The organism is Thiovibrio frasassiensis (genome assembly GCF_029607905.1).
GTDB lineage: Bacteria > Desulfobacterota > Desulfobulbia > Desulfobulbales > Desulfurivibrionaceae > Thiovibrio > Thiovibrio frasassiensis.
In genome coordinates this window covers 1997362-2011270 of the sequence record NZ_JAPHEH010000001.1, presented here as the reverse complement: position 1 = coordinate 2011270, position 13909 = coordinate 1997362, and the positions used below count along the sequence as shown (strand labels likewise).

Annotated in this window: 7 protein-coding genes; all 7 read right to left on the bottom strand. The window is 55.5% G+C overall.

Features of this window, described 5'->3' with window-relative positions:
- Positions 1-59 precede the first annotated feature (59 nt).
- The 7 genes from mfd to OLX77_RS09365 all read right to left on the bottom strand — a co-directional run bounded on the left by mfd (position 60) and on the right by OLX77_RS09365 (position 13777).
- A complete protein-coding gene (gene mfd / locus OLX77_RS09395; RefSeq protein ID WP_307633342.1) occupies positions 60-3551 on the bottom strand; it encodes a transcription-repair coupling factor in 3492 nt (1163 codons plus the stop codon).
- 64 nt (positions 3552-3615) lie between these two features.
- The gene (bamA, locus tag OLX77_RS09390) at positions 3616-6285 is read right to left on the bottom strand and encodes an outer membrane protein assembly factor BamA (RefSeq protein ID WP_307633341.1); all 2670 of its coding nucleotides are present in this window, start codon (positions 6283-6285) and stop codon (positions 3616-3618) included.
- Between the two features lie 164 nt (positions 6286-6449).
- Positions 6450-7166 (bottom strand): ABC transporter ATP-binding protein, encoded by a 717-nt coding sequence (locus OLX77_RS09385; protein ID WP_307633340.1) that lies wholly within the window; start codon positions 7164-7166, stop codon positions 6450-6452.
- Positions 7167-7179: 13 nt separating this feature from the next.
- A complete protein-coding gene (locus OLX77_RS09380; RefSeq protein WP_307633339.1) occupies positions 7180-8412 on the bottom strand; it encodes a lipoprotein-releasing ABC transporter permease subunit in 1233 nt (410 codons plus the stop codon).
- A 31-nt stretch (positions 8413-8443) separates the two neighbouring features.
- Entirely contained in the window at positions 8444-9919 is a 1476-nt protein-coding gene (lysS, locus tag OLX77_RS09375; protein ID WP_307633338.1) for a lysine--tRNA ligase, read from the bottom strand.
- A 61-nt stretch (positions 9920-9980) separates the two neighbouring features.
- Positions 9981-11087, bottom strand: a complete 1107-nt coding sequence (locus OLX77_RS09370; protein WP_307633337.1) for a uroporphyrinogen decarboxylase/cobalamine-independent methonine synthase family protein — start codon at positions 11085-11087, stop codon at positions 9981-9983.
- A 215-nt stretch (positions 11088-11302) separates the two neighbouring features.
- Positions 11303-13777 carry a glycogen/starch/alpha-glucan phosphorylase gene (locus OLX77_RS09365; RefSeq protein WP_307633336.1) on the bottom strand — a complete coding sequence of 825 codons (2475 nt, stop codon included), beginning with the start codon at positions 13775-13777 and terminating at the stop codon, positions 11303-11305.
- Between the last annotated feature and the right edge of the window lie 132 nt (positions 13778-13909).

Below are 13909 nucleotides of genomic sequence, written 5' to 3'. Positions count from 1 at the left end.
AAAATATTGTTTTTAATCTTGTAAGACATCTTAGCCGGCAAATTCTACCACAGTCATTTTCAAATGTCATCTCCCACGAGCAAAGCAAGAATTTTTTGCGCATTCTCAAGGATTTGTTCCGGCAAAAGACCGACCTCTGTTTTGACAATCAGCCTGCCCTCCGGGGTAAAACGCGCCCGATCCTTGTATTTTTCAAGCAGGTGCATGATCTTCTCCGGGGTCACCGGGGTTTTTTCATGGAAGGAAAAAACAAGATTCCCCACCCCTTGCTCCAACTTGCTGACCCACAGACGCCGGAGCATGGTTTTCAGCGCCATCACCTCAAACAGAGTAATGGCCTCCGGGGGAAGTTGCCCGTAACGGTCGGCAAATTCATCCCGCAGGTCCATCAGCTCTTCGACCTGCTCCGCGTTGGTCAGGCGGCGGTAGGCGATATAGCGCTGTTCCGTGGCGGGAATGTACCGTTCCGGCAGAAACGCCGAGATCTTGAGGTTGATTTCCGGCTCGATCTGCTCAAGGGGATGTTCCACTCCAGCCCCTTTTCGCTTTAAATCGAGCACGGTCTGCTGCAGCAGTTCAAGATAGAGATCATAGCCCACCGCGGCAATATTGCCACTTTGCGAGATCCCAAGGATGTTGCCTCCGCCCCGGATTTGCAGATCACTCATTGCCAGCTTGAAACCGCCGCCCAGCTCGTTGTAGTCCATGAGCGCCCGCAAACGTTGCTGGGCATCCTTGGACAACCCGTCCAGGGAGGGAACCAGCAGATACGCATAGGCCTGCTCCCGTCCCCGCCCAACTCTGCCGCGAAGCTGATAGATTTCCGCCAAGCCGAGCCGGTCCGCCCTGGTGATGACTATGGTATTGGCGTTGGGGATATCAAGGCCGGACTCAATAATAGTGGTGCAGACAAGCACATCAATCTCCCGCTTGACAAAGCGGACCATTATTTCTTCAAGGGCCTTTCCCGGCATCTGACCATGGGCTACAGCCAAGCGTGCTTCCGGCACGAGCTTCTGCACCCTGGAGGCCATTTCCTGGATGGAGTGGACCCGATTATGAACAAGAAAAACCTGCCCCCCACGTTGCATCTCCCGAACCACGGCCTCCTTGATCACCAACTCGTCATCACGGGCCACAAAGGTTTTCACCGGCCGGCGAAACTCGGGCGGCGAACTGATCACGGAAAGGTCGCGGATACTGAGCAGCGAGAGCTGCAGAGTCCTGGGAATCGGGGTGGCGGTAAGGGTAAGGACATCCACCTGACTTTTGAGTTTTTTAAGTTTTTCCTTATGAGAAACGCCAAAACGGTGCTCTTCGTCGATGATCAGGAGACCGAGACGCCTGAAAACGACATCCTGTGAGAGCAAGCGATGGGTGCCGATCACGATATCAATTCTCCCCGCACGCACTTCCTGAACAATCTGCTTCTGTTCTGCCGGACTGCGGAAACGGGTGAGGCTTTCCACTCGGACGGGAAACCCCTGCAGCCGTTCCCGAAAAGTGGCGGCATGCTGCTCGGCCAGTACCGTGGTCGGGACCAGAATCGCGACCTGAAAATTATCGCCCACCACCTTGAAAGCCGCCCGGATGGCAACCTCGGTCTTCCCGTAGCCCACATCCCCGCAGACCAGCCGATCCATGGGCCTGGGGGCGCTCAAATCGTCAAGTACCTCGTTGATCGCCTTGAGCTGGCCGGCGGTTTCATCAAAGGGGAAGGACTCCTCCATCTCATGGTACAACTCGTCGGGCGGCGAAAAGGCATGCCCCTCCACCATGGCGCGCCGGGCATACAGGCCAAGCAGATCCTGGGCCACCTTCCAGACCTCTTCCTTGACCTTTGCCTGCCGGGCCTGCCAGACCTTGCCGCCCAACTTGTCGAGCTTCGGTTCGGTGTCGGAAAGCCCCTGATATTTGCTGATCACCTTGAGCTGGTCAACCGGCACGTAGAGCTTGTCTTCGTCGCGGTATACGAGCTGGAAAAAATCGTTGGCGATGCCGCCGAGCTCAATGTTGATCAACCCTTCGTATCTGCCAAGGCCATGGGCCGTATGGACCACAACATCGCCGACCTTGAGCTCTTCAAAGCTTATCGCGGGTCGGTGCCGCTGGACCCCTTTCTTTTTGCCCGTTCCCAACCGGAGCTCGCCGAAAAGTTCGCTTTCCGAAACCCAATGCTGCCGTGCCACCGGCAGATCAAAGCCAGCGGCAAGCGGCGAATCCACCAGGAAAATCTGTCGCCCAACAGTTGCCGGCGCAAGCACCGGGGCTTCGGCTATGACAACCGGCAGCTCGTATTGGCGGAGCAGTTCCGCCATATGTTCGGCATGGCGCATAGTCCGGCAAGCAAAAAAGACCGTATCTCCCCCCCCAAGCCAGACGTGCAGCTGCCTGGCAAGCTCCGGCAGCATCCCTTGATTTTTCCGCTGCAACTCGAGCTGCTGCCGAAGAAGGACATGATTGCCGCAAGGGATCTCCAGGGTTTCCCCCTCTGCCATATCCGGATGGATAAAGTCGTAGAATCGCCCTCGCTGGAAACGAGCCACCCGCTCATGCCACTCCTCTTCCAAGAGAAATATTTGTTCAGGCACCAAGACAGGCAGACCAGCAGCGGAGGCCTCGGCAAAATTCGCCTGAATCCTTTCCCGACAAAGAGCCAGACTGTCGTCGATCGCGGTCGGAGAGGAAAAAAAGATAAGGGTATCCTCAGCTAGATAATCAAGCACGGTGGCAGGGTTTTCATAAAAAAAGGGGAGCAGAAACTCAATACCGGGAAAACGCTGGCGATTTTGCAGGCAATCCTCCACGACCCTGACCCGTTCACTGTCCCAGCCAAGATCCTCGGCAACGCCCTGAAAACGAGCGACCAGTTGCTGCACTTCTTGCTCAGCATCAGGAAAGAGAATATCACTGACCGGCAGAAGGACGACCTCTTCCAGGTCTTCAACCGAGCGTTGACTGATGGGATCAAACTTGCGAATAGACTCAACGGTGTCGCCACAAAAATCGAGCCGGACAGGCATCTCGAAGCCCGTGGGGAAAATGTCCAGAATACCACCGCGCAGACTGAACTCGCCAACGGATTGCACGAGAGCCGCCGCATCATAGCCACAGGCGGTAAGCGACGCGATCAATCCCTCAAGGTCGGTATCCTCACCCCGCATAACCAATTCGGCGAGATTTGCCAGGGAAGCACGGGGCAAAACCTTTCTCAGCAGGGCCTCAATGGACATGACCAGGATAAACGGCTTATCGGCGCTGTGTACCTGAAACAGGGTGGCGAGACGATCGGCCACAGTTCGACTGTCCGGTGACAAGGGGGTATAGGGAGGAATTTCATGACCGGGAAAAAAATGAACGGGAGTGTCGCTGAACAGGGAAAGATCCTGAACAAGGTGCTGGGCCGCAGTCTCACTCGGGGTAAGACAGAGGATGGGCCGGCGGGCAAGCAGAGATGTGCGGCCGATATACAAAGCGGCGGCACTTCCCCGCAGGCCGATGATATTAACGGAGCGGCCCTCGGTGAAGAGGGCCGCCAGTCTATTGTCCATTTCTTATCTGGGGGGCGGCAGAAACGCCAAAGATAGTCAAATTATTCCGGGTGACGGACATTTGCTAAAAGGCCCCGCCGATGCTGAAATCCCAAACCCCCTGCTTCTCACCTTCTTTCGGATCGAGATTGTAGCCCCATTCAAGGCGCAGCGGCCCCATGGGCGAGAGCCAGCGAAAGCCAACACCGGTGCTGTAGCGAAGATCGGCGACATCCCAGGTGTCCGAATCGGTGTAGACGTTGCCCAGGTCAAAAAACACCAAACCTTTCAGGCCAATCTCAGAGACCAGGGGAAAGATATACTCCACATTGCCATACCACATCTTTTCACCGCCGACCTTGGAATAGGTCGTGCCATCCGGATTTAACTCAAGAGGGCTGATCTTGCCGCTGTCAAATCCGCGGATGGTATTGAGTCCGCCCAGATAGAATTTTTCAAACACCGGCAGTTTCTTATCCTCATTTTCTGTGACATAGCCGATGGAGCCTTTGACATGGAAGGTTGTATCCCACCACAGGGGATAATACCAGCCGGAAGTGGCCTCGTACTTGGTAAAGGCACTGTCCCCGCCCAAGGGGCCGCCCGCCTGCTTGATGGAATAGCTGGTAAGCCAGCCCGTTGAGGCATCCGTGAATTTATTCCGGGTATCCTTGCTCACACCGATCCGAAAAAAGCTTGTAGTCTCGATGTCCAAGGAATCAAGGATAGATTGCGAGACATTGTCCAGCAACACATCGGTCATCTTGGTATCATCATAGCCATAGGCCCAGCCCAGCATCCATTTGTTCCAGATCGGATAGCCAAAACGCAGGGCACCGCCGGTGGAATCCTTGGTATAATCATCGTATTCCCGGGACCAGTTATAGATATCATAGCCGAACAACAGCTTGGTATCGTTGAGGTGGGGCTCGGTAAAGCTGAAGTTATAACGGCTGCTGCGGGAGCTCACGTTGGCCTGCAAGGAGAGGTGCTGGCCCTTGCCGAGGAAGTTTTTCTCGCTGACCTCGCCCATGAACATCATGTTATCCACCGAGCTGTAGCCGGCTCCGACACTGAAGGTGCCGGTGGCCTTTTCCTTGACCTCGACCACAACATCCATGAGATCCTCCTGCACGGTCGGCTCCGGGGTGACATTCACCTCTTCGAAAAATTCAAGCCGCTGCAGCCGCTCGCTGCTCTTTCTGACCGCGCTTGCATCAAGAAGGCCGCCCTCCTTGACCTGCATTTCCCTCCGGATGACCTTGTCCCTGGTCCGGGTGTTCCCCTTGATGTTGATCCGGTTAATGTGCACCAGAGTTCCCTGGGCAACCTTGAGCGACAAATCCATGCGTTTGTCTTCCTCATTCTTGCTCAGCTTGGGGTCAACCTCGGCAAAGGCATAGCCACTTTCCGCGTAACGGTCCGTCAAGCGCAGGACATCCTCCCGCAGAATCTTGCGGCTGAAGAACTTCTCCTTGCTCAACTCAAGCAGGCTGAACAGATCGTTTTTCTCGCCAACGATATCCCCCTCGATTTCAATGGTGCCGACCCGGTAGCGATCGCCTTCCTGGATATCAAAGGTAACATACAGCCAGTCGCCTTCATCGCTGATCTCCGGTTCGCTGATCTTGGCTTCGATATAGCCGCTGTTATGATACATTGCGCCGATCCGGGAACGATCCTGCTCAAGCAGATCACGCTTCAGCTTGCCCGACTCGGTAAACCAGGAGAGCAACCCTTTTTCCGAGGTGGTCATCTCCTTGCGCAATTCCTTTTCAGTGAAGGCCTTGTTGCCGACAAAACGGATGCCCTTGATATACATCTTGACGCCTTCTTCGATATCAAAGGTAACATTCACCTTGTCATCAGCAACATAGTTGAGCTTGGCGGCAACGTTGGTCCGATAAAACCCCTTGTCTTTATAAAGCTTGCGGATGTTTTCAACGGAGGTCTGCACCTCCTTGGTGTTGATGATGGTGTTGGGCGAAACACTCACCACCTCTTTCACCTCTTTCTCCTCAAGCTCATTTTCTCCATTAACGAGCACCTGGCCGATTACCGCTTTTTCCGTGACCTGAAAGGTGATCTCCTTGCCTTTTTCCGTATCGGTCACTAGGATCTGCACATCGTCAAAGTAACCCATCTGAAAGATGTTTTTCAAATCCGCCCGCAACAGTTCCGGAGCATAGCGATCCCCTGCCTGGCTTTTCACCTGACGCAAAATGGCCCCGGAATCCACCCGGGTATTCCCGGCAATGGCAATGGACTGCACAAGAAAATATTGCCCGGTGTGCGAGAGAATATCGTTAACCATCTGGTTAAAAGATTTCTGCAGCTCGGCCTCGTTGTTGCTGACCTGATAATAAAATTTGGGTGGATTGTTGCCGAAGATGTCATAGACGACATAGTCCAGGCTGAGCTGTTCCCCAAGCTTGGTAATACTGCCAACCGCCACATAGTTGACGGCAGGAGAGGCAATCAAGGGCTTGACGGCCTCAACCTTGGGGGGCCAATGCTCATAACCGAGTTTCGCCTGTACTTCCTCCCTGGAAAGCATTGCCAATCCCTTACTCTGCACTACCTCCTTCAGAGTCTTGTCACTCAGGGCAAGCAGCTGCTCAACTCCGGCCTGGGCATTGATCCGGGGGGGGATCATAACGGTATTCGGCTCGAGCCCCGCAGCAACGGCCGCTCCTGCCAAAGGCAGAAAACCCAGGCTTACAAAAAGAGCAAGGGCGAGAACAACAATCTTCATGCCCCCCAAAAAACCGCGGGAGGACACCAGGTATCGGACTGAGTTGTCTTGTTTCATACTCTCGATTTCGCTGTGAAAGGACCGGAGTGACCGCCCCAAGATATGCGGACGTGCTGACGATCTATTAATAAGTTTATCAGAATTATCAGGCATTGCGCCGCCTGTCAAGAATCTTTGCTCTCATCCCGGGTTTCGAACAAGCCCCCGTCTCGCAAGGTGAGACAACGGCTCATCCGCCGGGACAGCTCAAGGTTATGCGTCACCATGACCGTTGCCAGCGAAAGGGTCTCGCTCAACTCCCGAATGAGCTCAAAAACCTTGAGGCCGCTTTTCGGATCAAGGTTCCCGGTGGGCTCGTCCGCAAGAAGAACCGCAGGCTTCATGACCAAGGCCCGGGCCAGCGCAACCCGCTGCTGCTCACCGCCGGAAAGCTCCCCCACCTTGTGGCTGGCACGATTCAAGACACCAACCCGATCGAGAAGATATTCCGCATACCCGACGAGGGCGGACCGTTTCTGCCCGGCGATGAGCCCAGGGAGCAGAACGTTTTCCAGGGCGTCGAACTCCGGCAGCAAATGATGAAACTGAAAGACAAACCCAATAACCTGATTGCGGAATTGGGCCAGTTGGTCATCGGTTTTCTCAAAAACATTTTCGCCCCGGTAAAAAAGCTGCCCCTGGCTGGGCTGATCGAGGGCCCCGAGAATATGCAGTAGGGTTGTTTTTCCGGTGCCGGAAGCGCCGACCACCGCGACCATTTCCCCGGTGACCAACCGCAGATTAACCCCGGCAAGGACCTGCAGATTACCGTGGTTACGATATTCCTTGTAAATATCCCGCGCTTCAAAAAAACAGGGTGCTTCCGGTGCGGTGTCTTGCATACCCCCCCCGCCCCTATTCATAGCGCAGGGCCACGGCAGGATCGATCTTGGCCGCCTGCCAGGACGGATACAGGGTGGCCAGCAGAGTAATAACCGTGGCGGAAAGGGCGATGAGAAGAACATCCGAAGGCAGGACCAGCACCGGCAGGGTGGAAATCGGATACACATCGGGCAGCTTGATAAACTGATACCGGCTGAGAATCGCGCAGAGACCAAGGCCGCCCAGCACCCCGAGCGTAGTGCCGACAAGGCCGATAACCAGACCCTCGTAGATAAAAATCCGCATGATGCTTCCGGAGGTGGCGCCCATGGATTTCAGGATGGCGATGTCCTTGTTCTTTTCCATGACCACCATGATCAGGGTGCTGACGATATTGAAGGCGGCCACCATCACCACCAGGGCCATGATCACCGAGAGGGCTGTTTTTTCCAGAGCAAGGGCGGAAAAGATGTTCCGATTCATCCGCATCCAGTCCTTGGCATAAAAATTTGGGCCCAGGGCATGTTCGATCCGCTTGGCAACCTGATCCGCCGCATTGAGATCAACAGTTTTCACCTCCAAGCCATGCACCGCGCCGGGCAGGCCAAAAAAACGTTGCGCCGTTTCCAGGGAGACATAGGCCAGGGCGGAATCATACTCGTACATGCCTGTTTCAAAAACCCCAACAACCTGACAGGTGGAAACCTTGGGGATTACCCCCATGGGCGTCAAAGGACCTGAGGCCGAGATCAGCCTGACCCGGTCATGGGTCGAGACATGCAACTGGGCGGCAAGCTCCTTGCCAAGGATGATCCCGGGCAATGCTCTCCCCTCCGTCTGGACCGGCGACAAGGCGGCGATTGAACCGCTCCGCAGATGTTTTGCCAGACTGAGTACGCCGGGGGCTGTGGCAGGATCAAGACCGCGCAACACCGCGCCGGTTCCGCCCTCGCCGCTGGTGATCATGGCCTGGCTGTAGAGATAAGGGGTGACCCCGCTTACCCCCTCCACCGCGCGAATCTTTGCCGCAACCTCCTCGTAACCCCGGATATTGCCGGTATAATCCTGGACCACCACATGGGAGTTGATGCCGAGGATCTTGTCGCGAAATTCGGAAGTAAAACCGGTCATCACGGCAAGCACCACGATAAGGGCCATAACCCCGACCATAACCCCGGCAATGGAAATCAGCGAAATAAGCGAGATGAAGCCGTGCTTGCGCTTGGCTTTAAGATATCGCAGGCAGACAAACCATTCAAATTGCACAATATCCCTCACTTGCTGAAACGATTGCGGCTTACTTGTTCTCCGCCCGCAGATGCGGGAAGAGGATAACGTCGCGGATCGAGGGCGAGTCGGTCAGCAGCATCACCAACCGGTCGATCCCGATTCCCTCCCCTGCCGCGGGGGGCATGCCGTATTCCAGGGCGCGGACAAAATCCTCGTCCATCACGGGAAAGATCTCCTCGTCATTGCCCCGCTCATCAATCTGCTTTTGCAGCCGTTGTTTCTGATCAATGGGGTCATTGAGCTCGCTGAAGGCATTGGCTATTTCCCGCCCGGTCATGAAAAGCTCGAAACGGTCGGTGACCTCGGGATTATTCTCGTTGCGGCGGGCCAGGGGCGAGACCTCGGTGGGATACTGGGTCACGAAGGTAGGATTGACCAGTCTTTCTTCCACCAGCAGTTCAAAGAGCTCGGTCTTGGCCTTGCCGTGTCCTGCCAGCGGCTCAAGGGTAATGCCCTTGTCCAGAAGCAACTGCCGGGTGCGGGCCGGATCGGCGAGAATATCCTTGTCAACCCCGCCCACCTCGATGATCGCCTCGTCCATGGTGTAGCGCTTCCAGGGCGGGGAAAGATCCACCTCCTGCCCCTGGTAACTCACGACCATGGAGCCGGTGACCTCGGCGGCGATGTAGGAAACCATCTCCTCGGTGAGATCCATGAGATCTTCGTAGGTGGCAAAGGCCTGGTAGAATTCAAGCATGGTGAATTCCGGATTATGCCGGGTGGAAAGCCCTTCGTTTCTGAAATTGCGGTTGATCTCGAAGACCTTTTCAAAGCCACCCACCAGCAGCCGCTTCAGATAGAGCTCCGGAGCAATACGCAGATAGAGATCCATGCCCAGGGCATTATGATGGGTCTTGAAAGGCTTGGCCGTGGCCCCGCCGGCAATGGCCTGCATCATGGGGGTCTCGACCTCCATGAAACCCCGATTGGTCAGAAAATCACGGATCAAACGGATGATCTCCACCCGCTTGCGAAAGGTGTCGCGCACCTCCGGGTTCATGATCAGGTCGACATAACGCTGACGGTAGCGGGTTTCCACATCGGTGAGGCCGTGAAACTTCTCCGGCAAGGGACGCAGGGATTTGGTGATCGGCTTGACACTTGCCGCTTCGATGGTCAGCTCTCCGGTCTGGGTGCGGAACAGGGTGCCGCCAAAACCGGCGATATCGCCGACATCGAGCTTCTTGAAGATCTGGTAGGCATCCACCCCAACCTCGTCCCGTTTGACATACACCTGGATCCGGCCCGATTCGTCCTGGATATGGAGGAAGGCTGCCTTGCCGAACTTGCGCAGGGCCATGATCCGGCCGGCAACCGACTTGATCCCTTCTTCCAGCGGCGCATCCGGGTTATCGTTTTTCGCCAGAACCTCACTGATCCGATGCGCAGGCCGAAAATCGTTGGCATAGAGATTCACGCCCAGATCTGCTAGCTCCTGAGCCTTTTGACGACGTTGCTTCAAAACCTGATTCAGTTCTTCCATGGTCAATACTCAAACTTTTTTAAAATGGTTGGATACAAGAAACGCCGGCCAATGCCGGTATCTAGAGATATTTGTCACGCAAGAGCTTGGAAAGATCCCGGGTCAGAGCCAGCACCTTTTGGGCATGTGGCAATGACAGCGAACCGGTGCCGCAGCTTGGGGTTATCAGGGTCTGACGGAGCAGGGATTGATAATCCCAGGAGCCATTGCCGTTGCCACTGCCCACCAACTGCTCGGCCTGAGACTCCCAACGGGCAAGAAGCGACTCAGCCGTTTCCTGTTCGATATATTCCTTCTCCGAGGTGGGCACGATCCCCCAGGCAACAATACCGCCCCGTTCCAGAAAGGAGAACAACGCCTCCTTGCAGGCGACAAGCTTATCGAAAAAACCGTAGGCGTCAAAGCTGACAATGTCCAACTGGGTGGACAAGAGAAATTCCCAATCCGTATTGGCGCACACATGGACGCCCACCAGGCCGCCCGCTGCCTGGGCCGCACCGATAATCTCATTGAGATCCTCCCCCAACTCGTCCAGAGAAACGGTGAGGAAGGCGGAGGAGCCAAGACCGGCCAGGGCAGGTTCGTCGATAAAGAGAATGACCGGAACCTGCACCTGCGCGAGAAGCTTGACCTGCCATGCACCCTTGAGGGACAGCCCCTTCACCACCATTTCCCGAATGGTCGGCTCATAATAGGCGGCCCTCCCTTCCCGGTCATGGAGGCCGGTGAGCAGGGTAAACGGCCCGGTCATCTGCCCCTTGACGGCGGCCACATTTTTACCGTCAGCAGCAGCGATTGCCTCCTGCAGGGCGAAAAGGCCCTGGGCTCTCTCCCTCGATACGGCAAAAGGGGAATCCGGCAACAGGGCCGGGTCTTCCACCGCAGCCAGATACTGCTCGAAGTAGTGCAGCATCTCCTCAGCAAAGGTCTCGGTCTGGATATCAAAATAGGTGCGGTCCGCCTCTTCGACTATGCCGGGCATCCCTTCGCTGAACTGACTGAGCATCCCCTCCTTGGGGTTGCTCGGCATTTGCGGCCACAGCGGAATGTCGGGGGTATGCGCAAAGATCAAAGCAAACGCTTCCGTAAGGTCTGTAACCGGCAGGCTGCCGATGAGGGTCGCCAGGCCATTTGCCTGAAATCGCGAGGAAATATTATCTTGAGTCATAGCTTTATTCCAATATCGGGAGCAACGCCGCTATCCTGCTGCGCTTGCGCTGCTATTTACGGCGATGGCGCGGCAGACATGCGCCCTAACACAAATCAGGATGTTAAAAAAAGCGGAGAAGAGCTTTTTTTAACATCCTGCTAGCTATCAACAATAGGGCGAAAAGTCAATGTCTTTTGGGGGAAAGCGGTGTTGTGCCTGAGGGTGAAATCCTCTTAATCCACCGGAACTCCCCATATCTCACGGGCATATTCCCGGATGGTCCGATCGCTGGAAAATTTGCCCATCCGGGCCACATTGAGAATGGATTTACGGATCCAGTTCGGCTGATCAAGATACAGCGCGCCCACCTCTTTCTGGCAGCGGAGATAATCCTCCAGGTCGAGCAGCAGCAGATAGGGATCATTGCTATTGAGCAACCCCTCGACGATGGGAGCAAACAGGGCGGTATCGCCCCGACTGAAAGAGCCGTTGCCAATGCTGTCCAGGGTACGTTTCACCTCCGGATTGTCGCGATAGACAGTAAAGGCGTTGTGGTCTGGATTCTGGCGGGCCGCCTCGACCTCTTCCGTGGTCATGCCAAAGATGAAGATATTCTCTGCCCCCACCTCCTCGAGGATCTCGATATTGGCCCCGTCCAGGGTGCCGATGGTCAGGGCGCCATTCAAGGAAAATTTCATATTTCCGGTGCCGGAGGCCTCCGTGCCCGCGGTGGAGATCTGCTCGGAAAGGTCTGAGGCCGGAAAGATCTTTTCGGCAACCGACACACCATAATTGGGGATGAACGCCACTTTAAGGCGATCGCCCACCCGGGAATCGTTGTTGATCACCTCGGCCACCGAATTGATCAACTTGATGATCAATTTTGCCTTAAAATAGGAGGGCGCGGCCTTGCCCCCAAACACAACGGTGCGGGGGGGAGAATCCGTATCCTCGCCGTTGGCGATCCGGTGGTAGAGGGTGATAACATGCAGGACATTGAGCAGCTGCCGTTTGTACTCGTGGATCCGCTTCACCTGGACGTCGAACATGGTATTGGGATTGACCACCACCCCGCACTCCTGTTTGATAAGGGCGGCCAGCCTTTTTTTGTTCTCCGTTTTCACCTTGGCCCATTTCTGGCGAAACTTCGCCTGCTCGGCATAGGGCTCAAGGTTGCGCAGGTAATCAAGATTGGTGACCCATTCGCCGCCGATGGTGTCGGTGATCAAGCCGGCCAGGCCGGGATTGCATTTGAGCAGCCAGCGCCGCTGGGTTATGCCGTTGGTCTTGCAATTAAAGCGGCCGGGATAAAAGTCGTGAAAATTCTTAAAAAGCCTGGTCTTGAGAAGATGGGTGTGGAGCTCTGCCACCCCATTGACCGAATGGCTGCCCACGATGGCCAGATACGCCATGCGCACCCTTTTCACCGGGCTTTCCTCGATGATGGACATCTCCCGCAGCAAATCGTCCCGGCCCGGATACCGGGCCGCAACCAACTCAAGGAACCGGCGATTGATCTCGTAGATGATCTCAAGGTGCCGGGGCAGCACCCTGCCCAGTAACTCCACGGGCCAGGTCTCCAGGGCCTCCGGCATCAGGGTATGATTGGTGTAGCCAAAGGTGCCGACACAGATCTGCCACGCCTTATCCCAGGGAACCGACTCCTCGTCCACCAGGATCCGCATGAATTCCGGGATGGCGATGGCCGGATGGGTATCGTTGAGCTGGACGGCGATCTCATCGGCAAACGAATCGAACCCCTCGTGCTTTTTTTTATGCCGGCGGAGGATATCCTGAAAGGTGGCGGCTACGAAAAAGTATTGCTGCTTGAGGCGCAGTTCCTGCCCCTCCCGGATATCGTCCGAGGGATAGAGCACCTTGGAAATCGTTTCCGACTGCACCTTTTCCTGCACGGCCGAGATGTAGTTGCCCCGATTGAAGGAGCCGAGATCGATCTCACGAGAGGCCTTGGCGGTCCAGAGACGCATATTGATGACATTGTCATTGTTAAAGCCGGGCACCAGGACATCACAGGCCATGGCCATAATCTCTTTCGTCTCGATCCACTCGGTCCGCAATTCCCCCTTGTTGTTGCGGTAGCGCTGCACCCGGCCGTAATATTTGACCGGATACAGATTTTGGGGCCTTTCAAACTCCCAGGGGGTACCGTAGCGCAGCCAGTTGTCGGGATATTCCATCTGGAAACCGTCCACGATGCGCTGATAAAAAAGGCCGTACTCATAGCGGATGCCATATCCGTAGGCCGGAATGCCCAAGGTTGCCAGGGAATCGAGAAAACAGGCGGCCAGCCGGCCGAGGCCGCCGTTACCGAGGGCGGCATCGTCCTCCTCCTCCCGGATTTCCTCAAGATCGTAGCCCATTTCTTGCAAAACGCCGGCCATCTCATCATAAAAGCCGAGGTTGATCAGGCTGTTGCCCAACGACCGGCCGATAAGAAACTCCAGGGAGAGATAGTAGACCCGCTTCTTGCCCTTGGCGTAATACCCCTTTTGCGTTGCAATCCAGCGCTCGACCAAAAAATCACGGATGGTGTAGGCCAGGGCCTTGTAGAGATCCCTGCTTCCGGCCCGTTGCGGGTCACGGCCGAGAAAACTCAGCATGTGGTGGTTGATCGTGCTGAGAAAATCCTTCTTGGTGAGCGATTTAAAAACGGCACAATACGGGCCTTGCGGGATCTTGTCATTCATAGTTGTGGTCTGCATCCTTAAGGTTGACCTGAATTAAAACCAATCCCCCCATCCTCAATAGCAATCGTTGCTCCCCACAGGGTACAATGGGGCAAAAAAAACAGTCAAACTTATTTAGGGGCCGTCATGGAA